Origin of the sequence: Sphingomonas sp. 179-I 2A4 NHS (genome assembly GCF_045369135.1) — a bacterium.
Taxonomy (GTDB): Bacteria; Pseudomonadota; Alphaproteobacteria; order Sphingomonadales; family Sphingomonadaceae; genus Sphingomonas.
In genome coordinates this window covers 223,577-245,202 of sequence record NZ_JBIQFL010000004.1, presented here as the reverse complement: position 1 = coordinate 245,202, position 21,626 = coordinate 223,577, and the positions used below count along the sequence as shown (strand labels likewise).

The following is a 21,626-nucleotide window of genomic DNA, read 5'->3' as shown; positions in this document are numbered from 1 at the left end:
GGTAGCCACATCTTCCTGCCGTTCTTGTCGGCAGCCGATATTGGCGGCGGCGCTGGACTGTGCCTAAAAGCTGTAACGAAGCGACGCGCGCACTTGTCGCGGCTCAACCGGATGGAGGTGATAATCCTCCACCCCCTCCTCCGGTTCGCCCGGCAGGCGCGACGCGTAGAAGTAAGTGATGTCCGCCTTCCGGCTATTGAAGACGTTGAGCACATCGAGCCCGACGCGCAGTTTGCCGATCCGGTAATAAGCACCGGCGTTGACCAAGGTGGTAGGATCAGACCGCGCGCTGTTGTCCTCCACGAGCGGCGCGGCGCCGAAGTGCCGCAGTCGCGCGGTCAAGGTCAATGCCGGCACGGGTGTCCATGTTGCGCCACCCGAGATTACCTCGCTCACTGCGTTGGGGATGCGGTTCTCGCTTTTCGGTACGCCCCTGAAACGGGCATTGGTGAGCGCGCCCTGCGCGTCGAGCACCAATGTGTCGTTGATGCGCCAAAACAATGTCGCCTCCGCGCCGTAGCGTCGCGAGGCGGCGTTCGGCTCAGTTGTTCCTGCATCGCCGACAAAGACGAGCTCGGACGCGAGCGTCAGATGATAGGCCGCGAAAGTAGCGCTCATTGCCCCCGTCTCGACGCGCGCGCCCAGTTCCTGGCCGCGGGCACGTACGAGCAGCGGAACGGGATCCGCCGGCGTGCCGGTCGCGGGGTCGATCCTCGTGGTTGCACCACGCGCATCGTTGGAATGGTAGCTGTCGCCGTAATTGGCATAGAGTTCTACAGCCGGCGCAATTCTCCACGCGAGACCGGCCTTGGGTGACAAAAGCGCATCGCTCCCGGAGCCCGAATTGGCGGCCAGTTCTGACCGCACGTCATAGCCGTAGAGCGCGAAATTGCCGCCGAGGATCAGCCGTAGCGATGGCGCAACCCGTGCTTCGATCTGCGCCCAGGCATTACCGCTCACCTCATCGACGCGGTCTTGGCGGATGGTGCCGGTGCGCATGCCCGCCGTGCTCGTGTAGAGACCCACTTTGTCGATCAAATCATATCGAAGATTGGCACCCGCGAGGATGGTTGCTGGCGCGCCGAACACCATCGCCTCTCCAAAGGTGTGTTCCACGGACCCGCCAAAGATCCCGCGCCGATCCGCCTGCTGGAATTCGTCTCCGTTCACCGGATCATTGAGGAAATAGGTAAAATTGGAGGTCAACTTGAAATCATAGTAGGTCGCGTAGGCCAAAGCGCGCGTGCTGCCGCTATGCCACTCGCCTGCGAGATCCAGCCTCGTTGTTCGACCGCCCAGGTCAGGGTCGATGTACCCGTACCGAGAGATCGCGCCGCTTTCGATCGCCCGCAACGGCACCTGATCCGTCGACGTCCAAGTGGCATGATAGCCACTGAACTTCACGCTCCAGCCGCTGGCGTCCGTGCCAGATGAGAATTTCGCAAGACCGTTTACCTTGCGCAGATCCTCGGCGAGTGTCCAAGGCCCATCGTAGAGCGTTCCATCAAGCGCGAGCAGCAACGTACCCTCGCCCACTGGCGTGCTGCCTGCCGCCAGCGCGCGTGCATAGCCATTGCTGCCGACCATAACCTCGGCGATCGTAGTGGGCAGCGCATCGGAGGTGCGGAAGTGAACCGTACCTGCCGCCGAAAAGTCGCCCGCGTCCGCGCTGTATGGCCCCTTCGAGTAGTCGATCCGCTCGACTAGTTCGGGGATCAGGAAGTTGAGATCGAGATATCCTTGGCCGTGGCCATGGCTGCGCATATTGATCGGAACGCCATCGACGTAGCCTGCAAGATCCGTCCCGTGATCAAGGTTGAACCCACGGAGGAAATACTGATTGGCCTTGCCCGTGCCAGAGTGCTGCGTTGCTATCAGACCTGGCACATTTTCTGCCAGTTCGCCTACTCGCGAAACGGGTCGGTTAGAGAAGTCTTCGTAACCGACCGTACCTTGAGATGCACTTGTGGCGATGCCGATCTGCGGTAGCGCCCGCCCATAAACAACGATGTCGGCTTCGTTCATGGCATCGCGGTGCTCGTCCACGGATGCCTCGCTCTGCTGGGCATCCACCTCATTGGCGAGCAGCATTGCGGTGGCGCATACCGCGCAGATTACAAAGGAAAGGCGCAGTGGCGCGCGTGGCGAAGTTTCCTTGCGTCCGCAGGCCCATTGTTCACTGGGATGCAGAAAAGAGCGGAGGGTGCTTGGGTTCGGATCGACCAGAAGTCCCTCCCAATGGTGTTCGACGCGGATCAGGCCGCTTCATCCACGCGCCGACCCGTCGCGTTCTTGCTGGAGAGCAGGTAAGCAACACGCCTGTCGCCATCAGTGCAGTATTCTGCGGCACGTTAGGCGCGAATAAGGGTAAACACGTAACGATCTTAACACCGCGATTGTAATATTACCGCGACCGGCGATGCGCGCCCGAATAACTGGCATTTGCTAATGTTTGTCAGGCAATATTACCTGCCGCGGTCCATTAGAGCGCCAAATCCCGCTCGGCGAAAAGCTACCTGAGGTGACGCGCCTAAATCGACTAAAATTCTTGGTTCTCGGCGCGGATCCAGCGCTTTTCGCGCTTCGGCTTTCGAGCGGCATGATCGTTGCAATGGCGCTCGTTTGCGGCATCCTGTCGCTCATCGGGAGGTGGTACCCGATGCCGCGGCCAGCTTTCGTCCTGGCACTCATCGCGACCATGCAAGGCGCTCTGCAGGTCAACGATAGCTCGGCTTCAGCGCGCGCAATCACCCGCATCTGTGCCGCTTTATCGGCTTTCGCCGCCATCGTCACCATCACCGCGGTTCACGGTTCCCTGGAACAAATCAACATGGTCCTCGTGATGATCGCGTTCGCTGCCAGCTATGCGGCTCGGTTCGGCGTGCGATGGCGGGGCGTTGGAACCTTCACATTCATGTGCGCCGTTATCGCTTCCTATCTACGGGAGGACGAGCGCGATTTGTGGACGGTTGCGAGCGCGCTGCTGATCTCCGGCGTTGTCGTCCACCTGGTCCGCAATGTCGTCGTGCCCGATAGGCCGGCGCTGGAATTCAGGCGCCTTGTCAGCGCGGCCCTCTCAGTATCGCAGAAGCTCAGAAAGTTAGTTCACGCTGTCGGGAGGGCTGAGCCGCGAGCCTCGGACCTGCGGCTCGTGATGACCGCCCTCAGCGCAGAGATCAGGGCCTGCGAATCCGCCCTTCCTCTCGAGAATCCCGGACTTGACGACAGCGAGACGACCATCGCGCTCAGGCTGCTCGACCTCCAGGTCGCGGCCGAAACGCTGATCCACGAGGCGTCGCGACAGCAAGCTGAGAACCGGCAAGCGCGACCCCGAACCGACGCAGCAATCAGCGAGGTGCTGAAGGCAGAGACTGCTTTGCAAGCCGGGCTTGCCGCCCTTCCCGCAAGTTTCCCGTCATCCGTGGGCAATGACACGCCCGTCACAAAAGCAGACTGGTTCCCGAAGCGCGGGGAATGGCTGCGGGACCAAACCCTGCGCCGCGCTCTTCAGGTGACCCTCGCCTGCGCGATAGCCGCTCTATTAGGCGAAGCAATCTCGTCTGAGCGCTGGTTCTGGGCTGTGATCAGCGCGTTCATGATCTTCAACAATGCGCAATCCGGCGCGGCGGTGGCCGTACGTGGCTTCGATCGAGCCTGGGGAACTGCAATCGGCATCGTCATCGGCATCATACTCGCCACGCTGACGCACAATCATCTCCTGTGGCTCAGTGCAGCGCTCGCGATCTCCGTTTTCATTACCTTCTTCGTGGCGCGAGTTTCCTACGTCGCGATGAGCCTGTTTCTCACCATCTCGCTGTCCCTGATTTACGGCTTGATCGGCATCTTCACGCCAGAGCTGCTTGTCCTTCGTCTCCAGGAAACCGCGATCGGCGTCGGATCAGGCGCCCTCGTCGCGCTGCTCCTGTTCCCGATCAGCCTGCACCAGCAAATTGCGAAGGCCATTAACGCGCTGCTTATCGCACTTGCAGACCTCCTCGAGGCGATTTCGGACGTCGGAAAGCAGGATCGCGGAAGATCACTCGCGCGCAATGCCGCAGCGGTGGACCGCAATGTGGGCGCAGTTCTGACCACTATTGGCCCGCTCCGGAGCACATGGTCCGTCGGGAACATGATGACCGCCGGGCGCGATGTTCTGCGCGAGGCCTATGTCATGGCCTATGCTGCCCATCAGCTGGAGCGCACTTTCCGCACCAAGGAGCCGAACGAGCAGCAGAGGGGCGCACTGCTTGCTCTGAGCCGCCGTCTGCGAGCCACGGCAGCGAACGGCTCAACCAGCGGCCACCCCGTTCCGAACCCCGCCGAAACGGCCTCCGCTCAAACACTGGAAAAGGATGGACAGGCAGGATCATCGGCAGTGATCCTGTCGCGGATGCTGGACGCCATCGAAAGGGAACGGCGTTCCGGTTGATGCCGGCGGCGCAGTGAATGCGGTGCGTCCCATTCAGATCATCAGCCAGATAATCGCGATGATCATCGTAGCCCCCGTGACCAAAGCTCCTGCCTTGGAGAATTCGGTAGCGGAAATCCTCACCCCGCGGTCCTTCGCCTGTTCGACCATGATGATCCCTGCCAGACTGCCGAACACGACCAGATTGCTGGAAAAGTGCGTGCCGAGCGACAGTGCCGCACCCAGGTAATTCGCGTCCCCTTCGGAATGAAGATAAGGCACGAGCATCATCACAGCTGGATTGTTCCCGACCAGATCGCTGATGACGCTGCTGATCAGGAAGAGGATCGGCGGATTGTTTAGGTCAATCCCCTCCGCCGCAAGGCCGGTCACCAGATGCTGTGGCAGCCCCGTCGCAGCGAGCCCGGCGTTGACGATGAAGAGCCCCATGATGAGGAGGATGAGTTCGCCATCCACCTCATGTAGCAGTGATTTTGAAGAGATCCGCCTGCTGAGCAGAAGAAAGCCCGCCGCGGTCAAAGCAACGGTCTCGCGCGGCCAATCGCTGAAGATGAAGGCGAACACGACGATGATCGCGGTGAACGCGGCCTTCAGTGTCTCACCAAGCGAGAACGGTGGCGGCGCCGGCGCCTGGCCGGCATCCTCGCCGCTGCCGGCTGGAGCAGCCAGTTTCCACCGATTGCGGTACAGAAAGGTGATCACAAGCCAGATTACCGGCAGCGACATCAGCGCCGGGATGGCGGTGATTGCGGACATGCCGGCGAATGACAAGTTCAGTTTCTGCGCCGCGATGATATTCTGCGGGCTGCCGATGATCGTGCCGGCCGCTCCGGTATTGGCGGCGAAACAGAACCCGAGGAGAAACGGAACCGGGTTCAATCCCCTTGCCAAGGTTATCGACAGCAACAACGGGCACATCGATACCGCGACGACGTCATTGGTCAGAAAGGCGGCCATGACGCCGCCGACGACGATCAGGATGGCCAGCAAAGCGCGCTCCGACACGTTGGAGCTTGCTGCCTTGCTCGCCAGCCAGCCGTAGAAGCCGGAGACCACAAACGCGGCTGAGACTACCATGAGGCCGAACAACATCCCCATGGTGGAATAGTCGATCGCATTCCAGGCCTGTCGCGGCGTGATGCTCCCGATCGTCAACATTGCCATGCCGCCGATAACTGCAGCGCCGGTCCGCCCCACCCGGAAGAAGGGAAGCGAGCCCAGCCCCATGGCGAGGTAGACGAGGAAGAAGATGACGAGCGTCAGTTCCATCGCAGAGGCGATCCAACCCAGGCGGGAGAAGGAAAATGCAGGCGGCCGGTGCTGCGTCACGGCCCCCGGAGCGGCGGCTCAGTCCGGCTTCCCCGCCTTCATGCCCCACAGGCTGTAGGCGCTTTCTCCGTAGAACGACTCGTCCAGGCCCTCGCGCTGGACCTCCACCGGCACGCGCAGCTTGCTCAGCTTGTCAAGCAGGAACAGGATGATGGTGGTGACGATCACGGCGTAGATGACGACGACCGCCACCGCGATTGCTTGAACCGACAGCTGCCGGCCTCCTGCCGCGACGGCATTGATCGCGGGGCTCGCCAATACGCCAATCAACAGCGAGCCGGTGATTCCGCCAATTCCATGCGCGCGGAACACCTCCAGCGTGTCCTCCGCCTTCAACCACGATTGGATGTACTTGGCGAAATAACAGCAGGTAGCGCCGATCGCGCCGATCAGCAGCGCCGACATTGGCTCAACATATCCCGATGCGGGGGTGATCGTGGCAAGACCCGTCACTGACCCGACCAGCACACCGGAGAATGTCGGGTGCCCGGCTTCCCGCCACTCCCAGAACATCCACACCAGCATCGCCATCGCTCCGGCAAGCATGGTGTTGGTGAAGGCATAAGCCGCAAGGCCGTCGGCGGCATAGGCGCCGCCCGCATTGAAGCCGAACCATCCGAACCACAACAGACCTGCGCCTAGCGCGACCAACGGCAGGCTGGCCGGAACCGGCCCGCTGTCACCGGTTGGCCGGCGCCCAAGATAGATGGCGGTCACCAGCGCGGACGCGCCGGCCGAGGCATGGATCACGATCCCGCCAGCAAAATCGACGACGCCCAGCTGCGACAGGAAACCGCCGCCCCAGATCCAGTGCGCTACTGGCAGATAGACGAAGATTGTCCACAGCGCGACAAACCACAGGAAGGGGCCGAACCGCATCCGGCCGACGAACGCGCCTGTCATAAGCGCCGGCGTGATGATCGCGAACATCATCTGGTAACCGAACACCAGGATAAACGGGACGTTCGCCGCATAGGTGGGATCGGCCGCCACACCCACCTCATGCATGCCGAAATAGGTACGGATATCGCCGATGAAGCCGCCGATCGACGGGCCAAAGGCAAGGCTGAAGCCGCCAAATACCCAGATGATCCCGACCACGCCGATGCAGACGAAGTTCTGGATCATGACGGACAGAACGTTGCGTTCCCTCACAAGCCCCCCATAGAACAGCGCCAATGCGGGCGTCATCATGAGGACAAGCGCAGTGCAGGCTAGCAGAAAGGCGGTATCGCCCGGTTCGATTCCTCTCATCAGCGCTTCCTCTCAGGGTAATTGGCTCAGGCAGGAGCTTTCATCTTCGGTCGGCTAACCGCCTACCGACTGGGTTTCTTGGCCGCGGAAATTGAAGTGAGATTGGCCGGTCCATGATCGGCTGGCTTGAGCGCATGCTCGGCCACGGGCTTGTGCGGATGAGGCGGCGCGAATTTGCGCGGCGCGATGAACAGGTACATCGTCAGCACATAGGCCGCGGTGTAGGATGGCAGCCCGATCGGCGCGAGGATCAGGTCGAACGCCGCCTGCAGGATCACCGTCACGATGACGCCCAGCGCAGCGTAAGCGATCACCATCGCTGATGGCTGAACGAAAACCACGCTCAACGCCATTGCAGTCAGTACCGGGCTGAAACCGTACAGCCCCTGCGACACCAAGCTGGGATCTGCCCGCATCACGAACGCCGTCCCCATCGCAAGAAGCGATCCGCCCACCGCCGCGATACCGGCAGGACGGGAGGCGATGAAGATGCCGAGCAATATGATCGCGCCCGAGATCCAGCTGCCCAGCAGAAAGACCTGGCCGATGTTGCGGAAAAAGATCTCCCCCGCCTCCACCGGCCCGGGCAGCGATACCGCGCCAAGCTGGTAATCGGTCGCGAGCTTCTGTGTTTCGCTCAATATGTGGAGGGACCCGAAGGAATAAGCGCCGGCAAGCATCAACCAGGCAATCAACACGAACGGACCAGTCGATCCGGGGACGCCCCAACTCTTGGTGAGGGTCGCAGCGAAGGCGGCGGTCACGACAGTGGTGAAGGCTGCGCCAACGATGATGTACAGCCACAACTCGGGCGACGGTGCGACGAATGTCGGCAGAGCGATGCCGATGAGGATGCCGTTGAAGCCGAACAGGCCCGAGGCGCGCGAGCTTGCGTCGAAATTGAGCATGTAGGCGACAGCGCTGGCAACGACGACGCCGACGAGCGCGCCAATGAATGTCGCGAGCGACTGGCTCATCACGGCGGCATAGAAGATCGCAACGAGGAACAGCGCGCCCGTGATCACATTCTCCATGAAGAAGACCTGCGAGGCGCCCTTCAGGCAGACTGTGATGAAATTGCCGTTCTCACCTCGCATGATCATTCCCTCAGGATGTCACTGCCACAGGAAGTCTTCGGGCAGGGTTCGCCCCCGCGCCTCTTCGCGCACCACGGTCCAGAAGCGCTTCACCTCCGCCCGCACGTCATAGCTTTCCACCCCGACCGCCCGGAACATGAGACCCGCGCCATTGGGCAGCCGCGACACACCCGACATGGCGCGGGGATGGCCCGGCGCAGCGTTGATCGTGATCCGTTGGTCGATCCGCGCCGCCGTCTCGGGCGGCGTCAGGCACAGGACATTGGCAAAGGCGTCATAGCCCCGCGCCACGGCGGGAAGGTCGAGCGTGTCGTTGCCCTGTTCGATCAGCAGCTTCTCGGCGAACAGCAGCCGCCCGTCCGGGCGCCGCGCGCGCACCCGCATCGACAAAAGGTCGAAGCCGAACCGCTCCATTGCATTGTGATGCTTGCGCCCGGTCATCGCCATCTCGGCGTAGAGCACGGTCGCGCTCTCATCGGCGATGATCTCGGTCTCGCTGACGAAGCGTGAGGTGCGATAGGGGATGGTGAAGTTCGGCAGATATTCGAGATAGGATCCCGCCGCCGCGCGTATCTCCTGATGCTGCGAGGCGTAATTCGCGTCCATCTGGTGGATGCGGTTCGCGCCTTGCGAGGTGACGTGCGCGCACGCTCCTTCCCCGACGTCAATCGCGACATGATAGCGGTCGCCCTGAAGGATGCCGCCGCCGACTGAGATCACCGAGACGATCGGCAGTTCCGGCATCGCCTCGTCCCAATAGAGCGCCTGCTGCACCAGCAGCGGCGCTGCCCGGTACAGGTCGTGCAGCACGGAGCGGCCGTTGCGCAGTGAAAAGCCGAGCCGCAATTCGCCGATCTTGCCCGGGCCCGCAGCGCGCATTTGCGCCGGCTCGGTCTGGAACCCTGCGAGTTCCCGGTAGCGGTCGATCCGCGCCAGTTGCTCGTGAAGCGCCATCGGCTAGCCCTGCGCCCCCACCATCGCTGGCTCCGTTGAGGGCGGCCGCACGTCGAACAGCGCCATGTCCATGATCATGTCCATCAGCGTCTCGACGCCCTCGCCGGTCTTGCAATTGGTGAAGACGAACGGCTTGGTCCCGCGCATCAGGCGTGAATCGCGGTCCATCACTTCAAGGCTGGCGTCGACATAGGGCGCCAGGTCGATCTTGTTGATCACCAGGATGTCCGACTGGCAGACGCCGGCGCCGTTCTTGCGCGGGATCTTGTCGCCCGCCGCGACATCGATGACGTAGATGTAGAAATCGGCGAGCGCCGGGCTGAACGTCAGGGTCAGATTGTCGCCCCCGGATTCGATCAGCACGACGTCGCTGTCTGGATAGCGCCCCTCCAGTTCCTCGACCGCGGCGATGTTCATCGACGGATCCTCGCGCACCGCAGTGTGCGGGCAGGCGCCGGTTTCGACGCCGACGATCTTTTCCTCGATCAGGATGCCGTTCAGCGTGCGCCGGACCTGCTTGGCATCCTCGGTGGTCACCACGTCATTGGTGATAATGAGCGGCCGGACACCGCGCTCGATCAGGCGCGGCGTGATCGTCTCGATCACCGCGGTCTTGCCGGAACCGACCGGCCCCCCGATGCCAATGCGCGTGATCTTCTTCATCGGTTGCTCCTGGTTGGACAGGTCAGTTCATGAACAGGCGCAGGTGCGTCCTGGTGTGGTGGGCGACGACGACTTCGAACACGGGGGCGAAGCTCGACATCTCCTCGAGCTCCAGCGCCTGCACGGCGCGGTAATGGTCGTGGGTGGCGGCTTGTGCGTCGAACAGCAGCCGCTGCGTCGCGACATGGTCGATCCGCATCAACCGAAGCGCGGCGTTCAGGATCATCGACGCCAGCCCATATTGGTGGACCGCGAACGCCTCCGCCTTATGCGCGCCGAGGCCGGTGAGCACAATCCCCTGCGCCACCGGCAGGCATCCGGGCGTCCCATTGCCGCGTATATCGTCCAGCCAGCGGGCCAGCAGCGGCGATGGCGCGATGGCGGACGCCAGCTCGGCGAACTTCTTGCCCATCCGCGCCAGCATCATCTGCTGCTCCTCGCCGACCCGGCGGATCCACAGCGCGCTGTCGGCGGCCAGCAGCGCCGCATAATCGCCGCACGCCGCCGCGCGGCAGGCATGGAGCAACGCGATGCCATCCATATAGGCGGCCTGGCGCAGAATGAGCGTCAGGTAATCCCTGAGGCTGTCGCCGTCGGTGACGATGTGCAGCTGGACCGCGGATTCCAGCCCTTGCGAAAAGGAGAAGGCACCGACCGGCAGGGTGGAATCGGCAAATTGCAACAAGCGCGCAAGGCGACCCACATCGGGCCCGATCGCCTGCGCCGCGACGTTCATAGGGCCATGCCCTGCCCCTGCGTCTGACCCTTTGCCTGACCCTGGGCCTGGCCGTTACCATGATGATGGTGCGGGGTGGCGTCGGCGCCGCCGAACAGCAGCCGGATCTCGCTCGGCTCCAGGCGCTGCGCGACCGCCTCGCCCGGTTCGAAGCGGATTGACGCATGCTGGAACGCATGGGTCTTCATCACCGACAGCATGACCTTCCGGTCGACTGACAGCGGCACGTAAATTGTCTGCCCCTTGATGACGGCGGGCCAATGCTGGTTGCCGAGCGCATGGCCCAGTTCGAACACCAGCCGCAGCATCTCCGACTGCGGCATCAGCGTCGGCAGGTCGAGGTCAATGACCATCACTTCCTTCAGCGGGATTCGGGCGACGACGATCCGCCGATTGTCGGGATCATGGTAGAGGACGTCGCCGTCGTGCAGATGCTCTGAGCGCGGAAGCGAGATGGCCAGTTCGATCCCGCTCGGCGTGTTCTTGCGCAGCCGGCTCTTCGGCGCTTCCCATTGTTCGAGAACGAGATCCTCGACACTCGCACCCTCCCACCCCTGATCCCTGACATTGCCGAGCGTCTTTTCCACCAGGATCATCATTCTCTCCGATTGGCGTCGATCTCTGTTCTCGCGGTCAGCTGAAGAAGTGCAGTTGCGTCAAAGGCAGCGATTGCGCCGGCTCGATCGTCGCGTGGGTGCCATCCACCGTCACGGCGAACGTCTCCGGGTTCACCTCGATGACGGGCAGCGCATTGTTGCGCACCATGCTCGACTTGCCGATCGTGCGGGTTGCGTACACCGGCATCACCTGTGACTGCAGGTCATACCGCTCGATGATCCCGTCCTCGATCGCGGCACGCGAGGTGAAGGTGACCCGAGTTTGCGCCAGCGCCGATCCCATCTGGCCGAACATCGGACGATAGGTCACTGGCTGCGGCGTCGGCAGCGATGCGTTCGGGTCGCCCATCAGCGCCCAGGAAATGAACCCGCCCTTGATCACCATTTTGGGCTTGGCGCCGAAGAAGGCGGGCGACCACAATACTAGGTCCGCCATCTTGCCGACCTCGACCGATCCGATGATCTGGCTCACCCCCTGCGCGATCGCGGGGTTGATCGTCACCTTGGCGACGAAGCGGAGCACGCGCTGATTGTCGTTGTTCGACGTGTCGCCCGCATAGGCCCCGCGCCGCGCTTTCATCAGATGCGCCATCTGGACGGCTCGCAGCCAGGATTCTCCGACCCGCCCCATCGCCTGGCTGTCGCTGGAGATAATCGAGATCGCACCCAGATCATGCAGCACGTTTTCCGCCGCGATCGTCTCCGGCCGCACGCGGCTTTCGGCGAACGACACGTCGGTCGGGATCTTGGGGCTGAGATTGTGGCAGATCATCGTCATGTCGAAGAGTTCGGCCTGCGAATTGATGCCATAGGGCAGCGTCGGGTTGGTCGAACTCGGCAGCACATTGGGCTGTCCCGCCACGCGGATGATGTCGGGCGCGTGGCCACCGCCCGCCCCCTCGGTGTGATAGGTGTGGATCGTGCGCCCTTCGAAGGCAGCGATGGTGTTCTCGACGAAACCTGCCTCGTTCAGCGTGTCGGTGTGGATGCAAACCTGCACGTCGAACCGGTCGGCGACACCCAGCGCGGTTCGGATCGCCATCGGCGTCGATCCCCAATCCTCGTGGATCTTCAGCCCCATCGCGCCGGCGACGAGTTGCTCCTCGATCGGCCCGGGGCTCGAACAATTGCCCTTGCCCAGCACGCCGGCATTGACCGGCCAGCCATCAAAGGACCGCAGCATCGCCTCGATGTTCCAGGTGCCGGGCGTGATCGTCGTGCCGTTGGTGCCGTCAGTCGGCCCGATGCCGCCGCCGAACAGCGTGGTGATGCCGTTGCTGAGCGCCGCCTGCGCCTGTTGCGGGGAGATGAAATGGACGTGCGCGTCGATGCCGCCCGCAGTCAGGATCAGATGCTCGCCCGAAATCGCGTCGGTCCCCGGTCCCAGTGCCAGCGACGGCGTCACATTGGGCATGATCGACGGATTGCCCGCCTTGCCGATGCCGCAGATCAGGCCGTTCTTGATGCCCACGTCCGCCTTGATGATCCCCTGCACCGCATCGACGATGGTGACGTTGGTGATGACGAGGTCGGGAGCACCACCGACGCTGGTCAGTTCATTGTCGAACCCCATGCCATCGCGCAGCGTCTTGCCGCCGCCATAAACGGCCTCTTCGCCATAGACGCGCAGGTCCTGCTCGATCTCGATATACAGGTCCGTGTCACCCAGCCGGATCTTGTCGCCGGTGGTCGGGCCGTACAGGTCGGCATATTGACGCCGGGAGATGTTCGCCATGGTTCAGCTGCCTGTTCTGGAGGGGGCGAAGGGATCGGCATGCTTACGGCTTGTCCTTGAAACCGTAGCGCGCGATCCGCTCCTTTGCGTCGGCGAGCCGCGGTCGGAAGGCGTCGTAGCTCTCGTTTCCGACCCAGCCGTTGACCAAGCCGTTGAAGCCGATCGCACGCTGCCGGCCCTGGAACGGGATCAGCACCACCTCGCGCTCGTCGCCAGGTTCGAACCGGACGGCGGTAGTCGCCGGAATGTTCAGCCGCTGCCCGAACGCCTGCTCGCGCGGGAATTCCAGCGCGGCGTTCACCTCGAAGAAGTGGAAATGCGATCCCACCTGGATCGGCCGGTCACCGGTGTTGCGCACCTTGATCGTGGTGGTCGGGCAACCGGCGTTGATCTCGATCTCGCCCGCTGCGAGGATGAGCCCGCCGACGGGCGCAGTCTGCGTCTTGGGATCTGTCTTAGCCGCCATCACGCGCGTCCTTCCTGCTGGATGGGCCTTTTGGACGGGCCTATTGAATCGGATTGTGGACGGTCACGAGCCGGCTGCCGTCGGTGAAGACCGCCTCGACCTGGACATAGGGGATCATGTCGACCACGCCGTCCATCACGTCGCTCGTGGTGATGGTCTTGCGGGCCAGCTCCATCACCTCCTCCACCGTCTTGCCCGCGCGCGCACTGTCGAGCGCGGCAGCCGCGATCAGCGAGACGGCCTCGGGATGGTTGAGCTTCAGCCCCGCGTCCTTGCGGCGCTGCGCTACCATGGACATCATGTAGATGAGCAGCTTGTCGGTTTCTCGCGGCGTCAGATGCATGACCAACCTCTGAATTCTTATTATCTCACGGTTCCGCGCGTCCTCCCGCGCAAGATGCGGCGTCAGGATCAAGTGTTGTCATCTGCAACAGTACTGCATGGGATAAACCGTGCCATCTGTGATAACTACGTAGGTCCGGTGCTTATCTCGACAGGCAGCGGAGAACGCGCGGGGATGCAGGCCCAGGAACCGATTTGCTCACCCAGACGAGCAAAGGAACTTAAAGGCACGGCACGAGAAAGCGGCGATGATGGGAGGCTTCCGGCCGCCTGCTCAGGCCGAGCGCCCCCTGCGCCCGATCGACCGGCCGAATTTGAGGCCGGCAAGCGCCAACGCAAAGCCCACGATTAGATTTGCGCCGATGTAGAGAAGGCCTGCCCCGACCGCCGACCCCGCGAGCAAAACGAAGGTGGCATAAACCAGGCTCGAGAAGGTCGACATACCACCGGTCAGCCCCGTTCCAAGCATCAGATTGGCATCGGTCCCGAGCGCCTTGCGGGAATGCAGCGCCGTCACCATGCCGAGAATGAATGCTGCCACGATGTTAGCGACGAAGATCGACCACACGAACCCGTCCTTCGCGGTTGGCACGCTGAGCATCAGCAATTCCCTGATCACCGCGCCGACAGCACCGCCGATGAACACCAGAGCTACTGCACGCATTATACCGGCCTCCTTCGTCCGAGACGTGGGACCCTGCTACGGCCGGATCGCCTTTGCTCAGCGGCCTTACTAAGCACCGCCACGGGCCAATTCTGCGCCGAGGCCCGCCATCGCCACGCCAAGTGCGAGTTGCCCGATGATGTAGAAGGCAGCCTTTACCGCATTGCCGGCGCGAAACATCTTTACGGTATCGAGCTCCATGGTGCTGAACGTCGTGTAGCCACCAAGAACGCCGGTCAGGATCGCGGACTTCAGGAAGCTGCCGTATCGGTCATGCCATTCGACGGAAAACAGCACGGAGAGGTAGCCGATCGCAAAAGCGCCCGTGATATTGATGATGATGGTGGACCAAGGAATGCCGCCTGACCCGGGGACCAGCTTTCCGACGCCCCATCGCAGAAGCGAGCCCACGCCTCCACCCAGGGCGACCAATGCGACGTCCGATAACAGCATAGTCACCCGCTTTCGCGTTACGCACCCGTATTTTCCCGGGGATCGTCGGCTTACCAACGGTCATCGGCGCGTCAGATCAAAGCCTCAGCGTCCGCCCAGAACCAGTTTGCTTAGGCAATCGTGCTCATCACCAAAGTAGCGCTCAGTCTGTACGCTGGCACCATAGTATTATTCCTGATCTACTTTCCCACGACTCTTCGTCATTTGAGCCATCGGGGAGCCATGGGAATGATGGAGCGAGAAGGATGACTCGAGACACATCCAAGACCCTGAAAAGCCTGATGCGCATGCTGGGGCTCGCCCTGCTCGTGCTCCCTGGAACTGCTCTTGCCCATCCCGGTCATGAAGTGGCCGGCGTCGTCCACGGCATCCTGCATCCCTTCACGGGGCTCGACCATCTTCTGGCGATGATGCTGGTGGGGATGTTCGCCTACCAACTCGGCGGCCGGGCGCTATGGTTGCTGCCGCTCTCGTTTCTTGGCGCCATGGCGCTGGGCGGCTTTCTCGGTTTTGCTGCGCCAGGCACCACAGCCATCGAAACAGGCATCGCTGTCTCAGTGATCGCGCTCGGAGCTGCTGTGGCGCTCAACGTCAAGACGCCGGTCGCCGTGGCTGCAGCAGCGGTCGGGCTCTTCGCCGTCTTCCACGGATTTGCCCATGGCGCAGAAACGCCCGCAGGCGGTGGGGCGCTATCCTATGGAGCCGGGTTCATGCTTGGGACCGCGCTGCTGATCACGATCGGCATTGCCTCAGCTTATGCTCTTGGCATCGTTGCGCGCAGAGCTGGCAGCAGCCTGCTTCGACCCGTCGGCACGCTGGCGGCGGTCGTTGGCGTCGGATTCCTCACGGGTATGGCCTGACCGCGTTCGCTGTCCGAAGGCGGGTGGCAGCAGCCTTGTACCAACGTGATCATCCCCCCAAGCACCGCGCCTGGGGGGACAATCGCGTCATGTTCATCAGGCGCCGAACGCGCCATCGATCGTGTGCATCGCACCCGTAACGAAACCTGCCTCCGGGCCGGCCAGCCACGCGACCATGCCGGCCACTTCCTCGGACCGGCCGTGGCGCTTGATGGCCATGAAGCTGTGCAGGAGATCGCTCATCGGTCCGTCTGCCGGGTTCGCATCGGTGTCGATCGGTCCGGGTTGCACCACGTTGATGGTAATGCCGCGTGGCCCGAAATCACGGGCCAAGCCGCGCGCCAAGCCCTGAAGCGCGGATTTGCTGAGCGCGTACGCAGCCATGCCCGGCACCGGCATACGGTCACCGTTCACCGACCCGATGATGATGATGCGCCCGCCTTCCGGCATCTGACGCGCCGCTTCGACGGATGCGTGATAAGGCGCGTGCACATTGATGCGCAGCAGACGGTCGATCGCGTCCGGATCCTGCTCTAGGGCGTCACCGAAGATTGCGATGCCAGAATTCACCACCAGCACGTCGATCGGACCAGCGTCACGCACCGTCGCGATCACCGTATCGCGATCTGCGCTATCCGCCTGTACCGCCGTCGCTCCCGTTTCCGCCGCAAGATCCTGCGCGGCCTGTGGCGAGCCGGAGTAAGTGAAAGTCACCGTCGCGCCATCAGCGACGAAGCGCCGTACGATCGCCGCGCCGATCCCGCGGCTTCCGCCGAGCACGAGCACAGATTTCCCATGATATCCTGGCATCACTGTTCACCTTGAGGTTTTATATAGTGGTAGCTACATAACCTCTCGAGACGCTGCGTCAAGGATTATGTAGTGATTGATACAGAAAAGAAGCAGCGCCGGGGCCGGCCGCGCCGCTTCGACCCCGAGGAAGCGGTAGCGACGGCGCAGCAGCTATTCCATACTCGCGGGTACGACGCGGTCGGCGTGGCGGAAGTGACTGACGCGCTCGGAATCAAGCCGCCGAGCTTCTACGCAGCCTTCGGCAGCAAGGCGGGGCTATACAACCGCGTTCTCGATCGCTGGACCGAGACCGGCGCCATCCCGTTTGCCGAAATCCTCACCGCGGATAGGCCGGTGGCCGATGCTCTGTCGTCGCTGCTGGAAGAGGCGGCACGCCGCTACGCCGGCGATGCGGAAGCGGCCGGCTGCCTTGTCATAGAGGGAACGCGCTGCAACGATCCGGATGCGCGCGCCGCCGCCTGCAGCCGCAATGTCGCGGCCGAAGCAGGTCTCCGGGAGTATATCGCGCGGCGCCATCCCCAGCAGGCTGACAGCGTCGCCGATTTTGTCAGCACCACCATGTCCGGAATGTCGGCAAAGGCGCGCAATGGCCACGGGTTGGAACAGCTACTGTCCACTGCGAAGCTTGCGAGTGCAGCAATCCGTCAGGCGCTCGCCGACTGATCCGACGCGCGCTCAAGGTCAGTGCGTCCGATCAACATCCCTTGCCCGCGGCGTCCAACGCGGCGGCGCGCAGCATTAGGCGCCTGGCCCAAATGCTTTGCGGGCGGCGACGGAGCCGCCCTTCTGCGAGGCGGCGCGCCGCTTCGCGACGGCCTGCCCGGAGCGCGGCGTGAAGCGCCGTCAGCTCCAGAACGTCGCGTTGCGCGTGCGATCCACCAAACCCTTGAGCGATTGGAAGATCGGCACCGATTGCATCAAGCGCTGCGTCGAACCGCTCCTCGGCAAATGCTAGGAAGCCGGTGGCCAGAGGCAAAGCGATCGTTCGGGCCATGACGCCATTATCAATCGGTTCCGTCGCAGTTGCCTCCAGCGCTCGTATGCTCCGCCGCGCCTGCTCCATCCGATTTGCGCCGAGAAAAGCCATGGTGGCATGCAAATCGTTGAAGGCGTAAATGCGGTCATCGACAGCGCGCTCCCATCGATCAGCAAGCAGAGCGAAACGGTTGCCAGTGTCGACGCAGTCAAGGTGCAGCCGCCACAGCAGTGCCGACGCGTCAATCCACTCCAGGACCACGTCACTCGCCGGATCTGGCCGTACCTTCGTGTCATAAACATCCAGCGCGGCGCGATGATCGTCACGATCAAGGTGCAGCAGCGCAAGATGCCACCAATTGTGATACATGAGCCCGTTGTCAGGAGAGAGCACGCTAGCGCTGGCATTCAGCCAGTTCAGCCCGGCGTCGGTGTCACCGCGCATCTCATACACTTGGGCAATCGCGTGAACTGCCCAGGCGTCGCGCGGATCCCGCGCCACGGCTTCATGCCCGAGCACTTCCGCCGCGCTATAGTCGCCGGTTTCTTCCAGTCCGAACGCCGCCATGCCAAGGACTGCCGCGCGTCCCTCCGAATGCTCCGGTGCGTTTCCAGGACATGACGAGGAAGATCGCGCAGCGCCTCGGCGTCGCCAACAAAGAAATACCCGAGGTGCGCTGTCTGTAACGCAGCCATATCATTCGGATTGTCGCGAACGATGCCGACAAACCCGTTCAGTGCAGAAATTATCCGACCATCCGCCCAGCATCAAGGTGCGCGGCCTCGGTCGCGTCGCCCGCACAGGCCCTGCCCCGCGCGATCGATCGTCGCGCTTCCGCGACCAGCGTGCGATCGGTCTGCTGCAGCAACAGTTCCGCCCGAACTGCCCACGCCATTGAGAGTAGGGGTCTTCAGCAAGTGCCGCGTCGAGCGCTGCCAGCGGATCCCCTTCGTAGCGCCGCATCAGGACAAGCGCCCGGTCATAATGATCGACGGCCGTCCGCGACGCAGTGATGACATGGTTGCCGTATAGATCCAGCACGTCCGCAACCCTTCCGCTTTCTCCGCCAATCGCGTGCAGCATGCAGAAGATGGCGCGAAATAAAAGCAGGAGCTTGTGCCTTGCGACGAAAGTGTTTCTCCGCAATTGCGATGCGCAGGTGAAACTTACGAGGTCTTGGCATCTAGAAACACCCCCCATCGCTTGATCGATAAAGAGCAACGCTTTCCGGCGGGAGCGATTCCGCACTGCTTGCACACTCGCTTGACCGGCCAGCATCCCCTCCGTAGCGGGCGCGCCGGGCTCCTCATGCTGCGCCCGCACGAACGGGAGGCAAATGTGAAGCGAGCGATGGTGATTCTAGCGGGCGTCACCAGCGCTCCGGTCGTTGCACAGGAGACACCGCTACCTGAGCGCCAAGGTGTCGGCGACATCGTCGTCACCGCTCAACGCCGCGAACAAAGCGTGCAGGACGTGCCGCTTGCCGTAACCGCGATCTCCGATGCGCGGATCGAGGAAGAGGCAATGTCAAACCTCGACCGGATCGGCGCATCTGTCCCCAATCTGTATCTGGCGCGCAACTTCGGCACGAGTTCGGGCGCGCTCATCTTCCTTCGCGGCATTGGCGAGGGCGACTCGATCTTCACCAACGATCCGCCCGTCGGCATCTATGTCGATGACGTGATCTTCCCACGTTCGACGGGCTCGCTGTTCGACCTCATCGACATCGAACGGATCGAGGTGCTGCGCGGACCGCAAGGCACGCTGTACGGCCGCAACACCAGCGGCGGCGCGATCAAGCTGGTGACGAAGCGCCCGTCCTTTGACGGGGTTGGTGGCAACGCTGATGTGACGGTCGGCACTTACGGCCGGCTCGACGCCCGAGCAGCGATCAACCTGCCGCTGACGTCAAAAGTCGCGGTGCGGGTATCCGGCCTTTCGCGCAACCAGAGCGGCTGGGGTCGCAATCTCACCAATGATGCGCGCGTCAACACCCAGGATCTGCTGGGTGGGCGAATGTCCCTGCTGTGGGAGCCGATCGCGGACCTCTCGCTCTACGCCGCGGTCGACCTGACCCGCGACCGCTCAAGCCCCCGCTTCCCCCAACGCTTCCTCGCCGATCCCGCGATCCCTGGACGCTACACCAACCAATTCGACACCACCGGCGGCAACATCGACCAGTTCGAATCGGCCGACACCGATCCGCTGAACCGCACCGACTATGGTGGCGCGTCGCTGCACGCTGACTACCGCCTGGGCACTGTGAAGGTGTCGTCGATCACCGCCTATCGTAGCCTGCGATCGGAAATCGGCTTCGACCAGACGGCCAATCCGCCTGGCATTGGAAGCAATGTCATCCTGTTGCAGGATCAGCGGCAACACAGCTTCAGCCAGGAACTGCAGTTCGCCGGCACCGCCCTCGACGGGCGCCTCGAATGGCTCGCCGGCGCCTTCTATTTCAACGAGCATAATGATCAGCTGACCGCGGTCAGCCTCGCGACACCTGTCGGCACCGCCGCGCGCTTCCGCAATCGGGATTTCTTCAACGCGCCCTCGCGTTCGCCCGGTGTTAGCGGCAACTGGTCACCCTACGAACCTCGGCTGGACACGCACAGCTATTCGGTTTTCGGCTCGGCGACGATGGCGCTCGGCGCGCGCGCCAACCTCACCGCCGGCCTGCGTTATACAAATGAGCGCAAGCGGTATGCAGTCCGCTTTCTGTCGGCGCCCGATGAAGTGTTGGCGCTTCCGGACGGCAGGGCCGCAAGCCGTCGGATTGCCGACCGCTGGACAGATGTCTCGCCGCGCCTCGCGATCGACTACAAGCTTGTCGACGGCAAGAATGCGGCCCTGCTCTATGGCTCAGTCACCAAGGGCTTCCGCAGCGGCAGTTTCGATGGCCGCGCCCGCAACATCGACTTCGTGCTCAATCGGCAGGGCCCGATCGCTCCGGAAACCGTCTGGACCTATGAGGCAGGCGTCAAATCCGACTGGTTCGATCGACGCCTGCGCATCAACGCGGGCTTTTTCGTCAGCGACTATACCAATATCGCCTTCTCCGCTTCGCGGGTTACGGCAGGTCCCCCCGACATCTTCCGCCAGAACGTAGGGGATGCGGAGATCCAGGGTCTGGAGGTGGAATGGACCGCACACCCGCTGCCCGGCGTCGAGTTCGGCGGCTGGATCGCGACGCTGGCCGATCGCTTCACGCGCTTGGCGTCCAGCCCGGGCTGCACCGCATTCATCGCGAATGAGCGCGATCTCGATCTGCGTTTCACGCCTTCGTTCCGCTATCAGGTGCGCGCGAGCGTTACGCGCCCGGTGGGGGAAGCGCAGGTCCGGGTTGGCGCCGACTACAGCGGCGCCTCCCCCTACAACATTGCGTTGTGCAATGAGCCGCAGCATCGCGTCACCAACGCGTCTGCGCTCAACATGCAGGCTGGCGTTCAATATCGCGGCTGGAATGTCACGCTGGCGGCGACCAATCTTACCGACCGCCGCTACAACACCGGCAGTGTCGGAACGATCGGCTATCCCGCCGAACCGCGAGAGGTGATCGTACGGGTAGCAAAGGAGTTCTAGCGTAGAGGCAGATCAGCGGGTGAAACGGCGCTGATCGGCCAACTCAAGGCAAGTGGCACACAGTCCGCTCCCGCTAAAGCGAGCATGCACTCGTTGCTCTGTCACAAGAGGGAAGATGGCACCGCATGATGCGGCCCGTCCTCAGGACGCTCCGCGGTATCTGCGGAAACTTGGAATGGTGGAGCCGAGGGGGATCGAACCCCTGACCTTCGCAATGCCATTGCGACGCTCTCCCAGCTGAGCTACGGCCCCATTCCCGTCCGGGAAGCGCCCACTAGCGGGGCGCTGCGAGTGTGGCAAGCGGCTATTTCATGCCGCCTGCCCACCTGGATCAATTATTTTCGTCGTCGTCCGTCGGAGCTTCCACGCCGAGGTCGTCGTCGCCACCCAGATCGACTTCGTCGTCTGCGCTGGGCTCCTCGTCCTCGTCAGCCACCAGATCGGCATCGTCATCGCCAGCGAGATCGCTGTCGGGTTCCTTCTCCGACTTCGCCGCCTCAAACGGCATCGGCTGCTTGGACTTCAGGATCGGCTCGGGAATCCAGGTGTAGCCGCATTCGATGCAGGCAACCGGGTCTTCCTTTTGCAGGTCATAGAAACGCGTGGCGCATTTCGGGCACGTCCGCTTCGTGCCCCATTCCGGCTTAATCATGCCG

General features: G+C 62.8%; 19 protein-coding genes, 1 tRNA gene and 1 pseudogene. 4 read left to right on the top strand and 17 right to left on the bottom strand.

Annotated elements, in window-relative coordinates; genetic code table 11:
• Window positions 1-63: 63 nt before the first annotated feature.
• The gene (locus tag ACH0CP_RS09820; protein WP_294443902.1) at window positions 64-2,091 is read right to left on the bottom strand and encodes a TonB-dependent receptor; all 2,028 of its coding nucleotides are present in this window, start codon (window positions 2,089-2,091) and stop codon (window positions 64-66) included.
• A gap of 508 nt (window positions 2,092-2,599) precedes the next feature.
• Here ACH0CP_RS09820 and ACH0CP_RS09815 point away from each other — a divergent pair.
• Entirely contained in the window at window positions 2,600-4,429 is a 1,830-nt protein-coding gene (locus ACH0CP_RS09815) for an FUSC family protein (protein WP_406888498.1), read from the top strand.
• A 33-nt stretch (window positions 4,430-4,462) separates the two neighbouring features.
• Here ACH0CP_RS09815 and ACH0CP_RS09810 read toward each other — a convergent pair whose 3' ends face one another.
• The 12 genes and pseudogenes from ACH0CP_RS09810 to ACH0CP_RS09755 all read right to left on the bottom strand — a co-directional run bounded on the left by ACH0CP_RS09810 (window position 4,463) and on the right by ACH0CP_RS09755 (window position 14,739).
• A complete protein-coding gene (locus ACH0CP_RS09810) occupies window positions 4,463-5,698 on the bottom strand; it encodes an SLC13 family permease (protein WP_406875630.1) in 1,236 nt (411 codons plus the stop codon).
• A 78-nt stretch (window positions 5,699-5,776) separates the two neighbouring features.
• A complete protein-coding gene (locus ACH0CP_RS09805) occupies window positions 5,777-7,012 on the bottom strand; it encodes an ammonium transporter (RefSeq protein ID WP_294445114.1) in 1,236 nt (411 codons plus the stop codon).
• A gap of 62 nt (window positions 7,013-7,074) precedes the next feature.
• A complete protein-coding gene (gene yut / locus ACH0CP_RS09800) occupies window positions 7,075-8,109 on the bottom strand; it encodes an urea transporter (RefSeq protein ID WP_294445113.1) in 1,035 nt (344 codons plus the stop codon).
• A gap of 18 nt (window positions 8,110-8,127) precedes the next feature.
• The gene (locus ACH0CP_RS09795) at window positions 8,128-9,063 is read right to left on the bottom strand and encodes an urease accessory protein UreD (protein WP_294445112.1); all 936 of its coding nucleotides are present in this window, start codon (window positions 9,061-9,063) and stop codon (window positions 8,128-8,130) included.
• Window positions 9,064-9,066: 3 nt separating this feature from the next.
• Complete coding sequence (ureG, locus tag ACH0CP_RS09790) at window positions 9,067-9,726, bottom strand: urease accessory protein UreG (RefSeq protein WP_294445111.1); 660 nt, start codon at window positions 9,724-9,726, stop codon at window positions 9,067-9,069.
• A gap of 22 nt (window positions 9,727-9,748) precedes the next feature.
• On the bottom strand, window positions 9,749-10,462 hold the full coding sequence (locus ACH0CP_RS09785) for an urease accessory protein UreF (protein ID WP_294445110.1): 714 nt from the start codon (window positions 10,460-10,462) through the stop codon (window positions 9,749-9,751).
• Window positions 10,459-11,058, bottom strand: a complete 600-nt coding sequence (locus ACH0CP_RS09780; RefSeq protein WP_406875632.1) for a hypothetical protein — start codon at window positions 11,056-11,058, stop codon at window positions 10,459-10,461. The genes ACH0CP_RS09785 and ACH0CP_RS09780 overlap by 4 nt, the downstream gene beginning before the upstream one ends.
• Before the next feature lie 37 nt (window positions 11,059-11,095).
• Window positions 11,096-12,814 carry an urease subunit alpha gene (locus ACH0CP_RS09775; protein ID WP_294444707.1) on the bottom strand — a complete coding sequence of 573 codons (1,719 nt, stop codon included), beginning with the start codon at window positions 12,812-12,814 and terminating at the stop codon, window positions 11,096-11,098.
• A gap of 136 nt (window positions 12,815-12,950) precedes the next feature.
• Window positions 12,951-13,280: pseudogene (locus ACH0CP_RS09770) on the bottom strand (urease subunit beta); the annotation flags it as partial.
• 40 nt (window positions 13,281-13,320) lie between these two features.
• Window positions 13,321-13,623, bottom strand: a complete 303-nt coding sequence (locus tag ACH0CP_RS09765; RefSeq protein WP_294444706.1) for an urease subunit gamma — start codon at window positions 13,621-13,623, stop codon at window positions 13,321-13,323.
• A gap of 273 nt (window positions 13,624-13,896) precedes the next feature.
• On the bottom strand, window positions 13,897-14,268 hold the full coding sequence (locus tag ACH0CP_RS09760) for a CrcB family protein (RefSeq protein WP_294444705.1): 372 nt from the start codon (window positions 14,266-14,268) through the stop codon (window positions 13,897-13,899).
• Between the two features lie 87 nt (window positions 14,269-14,355).
• Window positions 14,356-14,739, bottom strand: coding sequence for a fluoride efflux transporter FluC (locus ACH0CP_RS09755; RefSeq protein ID WP_406888503.1), 384 nt, complete (start codon window positions 14,737-14,739; stop codon window positions 14,356-14,358).
• Between the two features lie 245 nt (window positions 14,740-14,984).
• Between ACH0CP_RS09755 and ACH0CP_RS09750 the strand changes: the two genes are divergently transcribed.
• Complete coding sequence (locus ACH0CP_RS09750; RefSeq protein ID WP_294444703.1) at window positions 14,985-15,599, top strand: HupE/UreJ family protein; 615 nt, start codon at window positions 14,985-14,987, stop codon at window positions 15,597-15,599.
• A gap of 96 nt (window positions 15,600-15,695) precedes the next feature.
• Here the strand turns inward: ACH0CP_RS09750 and bdcA are convergent, their stop codons facing one another.
• Window positions 15,696-16,409 (bottom strand): SDR family oxidoreductase, encoded by a 714-nt coding sequence (bdcA, locus tag ACH0CP_RS09745; RefSeq protein WP_294444702.1) that lies wholly within the window; start codon window positions 16,407-16,409, stop codon window positions 15,696-15,698.
• A gap of 72 nt (window positions 16,410-16,481) precedes the next feature.
• Here bdcA and ACH0CP_RS09740 point away from each other — a divergent pair, with 72 nt between their 5' ends.
• Window positions 16,482-17,075 carry a TetR/AcrR family transcriptional regulator gene (locus ACH0CP_RS09740; protein WP_294444701.1) on the top strand — a complete coding sequence of 198 codons (594 nt, stop codon included), beginning with the start codon at window positions 16,482-16,484 and terminating at the stop codon, window positions 17,073-17,075.
• A 31-nt stretch (window positions 17,076-17,106) separates the two neighbouring features.
• Here ACH0CP_RS09740 and ACH0CP_RS09735 read toward each other — a convergent pair whose 3' ends face one another.
• Window positions 17,107-17,955 (bottom strand): hypothetical protein, encoded by an 849-nt coding sequence (locus ACH0CP_RS09735; RefSeq protein WP_294444700.1) that lies wholly within the window; start codon window positions 17,953-17,955, stop codon window positions 17,107-17,109.
• A 783-nt stretch (window positions 17,956-18,738) separates the two neighbouring features.
• Between ACH0CP_RS09735 and ACH0CP_RS09730 the strand changes: the two genes are divergently transcribed.
• The gene (locus tag ACH0CP_RS09730; protein WP_294444699.1) at window positions 18,739-20,970 is read left to right on the top strand and encodes a TonB-dependent receptor; all 2,232 of its coding nucleotides are present in this window, start codon (window positions 18,739-18,741) and stop codon (window positions 20,968-20,970) included.
• A gap of 176 nt (window positions 20,971-21,146) precedes the next feature.
• Here the strand turns inward: ACH0CP_RS09730 and ACH0CP_RS09725 are convergent.
• Together ACH0CP_RS09725 and ACH0CP_RS09720 are read right to left on the bottom strand one after the other, a co-directional pair.
• Window positions 21,147-21,222: transfer RNA gene (locus ACH0CP_RS09725), tRNA-Ala, on the bottom strand.
• 79 nt (window positions 21,223-21,301) lie between these two features.
• Window positions 21,302-21,622 carry a TIGR02300 family protein gene (locus ACH0CP_RS09720; protein ID WP_294444698.1) on the bottom strand — a complete coding sequence of 107 codons (321 nt, stop codon included), beginning with the start codon at window positions 21,620-21,622 and terminating at the stop codon, window positions 21,302-21,304.
• Between the last annotated feature and the right edge of the window lie 4 nt (window positions 21,623-21,626).

Coding starts and splice junctions, on each gene's coding strand:
- ACH0CP_RS09735 (WP_294444700.1), bottom strand. CDS start 17,955: ATGGCGGCGTTCGGACTGGAAGAAACCGGCGACTATAGCGCGGCGGAA.
- ACH0CP_RS09805 (WP_294445114.1), bottom strand. CDS start 7,012: ATGAGAGGAATCGAACCGGGCGATACCGCCTTTCTGCTAGCCTGCACT.
- ACH0CP_RS09750 (WP_294444703.1), top strand. CDS start 14,985: ATGACTCGAGACACATCCAAGACCCTGAAAAGCCTGATGCGCATGCTG.
- ACH0CP_RS09765 (WP_294444706.1), bottom strand. CDS start 13,623: ATGCATCTGACGCCGCGAGAAACCGACAAGCTGCTCATCTACATGATG.
- ACH0CP_RS09730 (WP_294444699.1), top strand. CDS start 18,739: ATGGTGATTCTAGCGGGCGTCACCAGCGCTCCGGTCGTTGCACAGGAG.
- yut (WP_294445113.1), bottom strand. CDS start 8,109: ATGCGAGGTGAGAACGGCAATTTCATCACAGTCTGCCTGAAGGGCGCC.
- ACH0CP_RS09795 (WP_294445112.1), bottom strand. CDS start 9,063: ATGGCGCTTCACGAGCAACTGGCGCGGATCGACCGCTACCGGGAACTC.
- ureG (WP_294445111.1), bottom strand. CDS start 9,726: ATGAAGAAGATCACGCGCATTGGCATCGGGGGGCCGGTCGGTTCCGGC.
- ACH0CP_RS09815 (WP_406888498.1), top strand. CDS start 2,600: ATGATCGTTGCAATGGCGCTCGTTTGCGGCATCCTGTCGCTCATCGGG.
- ACH0CP_RS09755 (WP_406888503.1), bottom strand. CDS start 14,739: ATGCTGTTATCGGACGTCGCATTGGTCGCCCTGGGTGGAGGCGTGGGC.
- ACH0CP_RS09785 (WP_294445110.1), bottom strand. CDS start 10,462: ATGAACGTCGCGGCGCAGGCGATCGGGCCCGATGTGGGTCGCCTTGCG.
- ACH0CP_RS09720 (WP_294444698.1), bottom strand. CDS start 21,622: ATGATTAAGCCGGAATGGGGCACGAAGCGGACGTGCCCGAAATGCGCC.
- ACH0CP_RS09810 (WP_406875630.1), bottom strand. CDS start 5,698: ATGGAACTGACGCTCGTCATCTTCTTCCTCGTCTACCTCGCCATGGGG.
- ACH0CP_RS09820 (WP_294443902.1), bottom strand. CDS start 2,091: ATGCTGCTCGCCAATGAGGTGGATGCCCAGCAGAGCGAGGCATCCGTG.
- bdcA (WP_294444702.1), bottom strand. CDS start 16,409: ATGCCAGGATATCATGGGAAATCTGTGCTCGTGCTCGGCGGAAGCCGC.
- ACH0CP_RS09775 (WP_294444707.1), bottom strand. CDS start 12,814: ATGGCGAACATCTCCCGGCGTCAATATGCCGACCTGTACGGCCCGACC.
- ACH0CP_RS09780 (WP_406875632.1), bottom strand. CDS start 11,058: ATGATCCTGGTGGAAAAGACGCTCGGCAATGTCAGGGATCAGGGGTGG.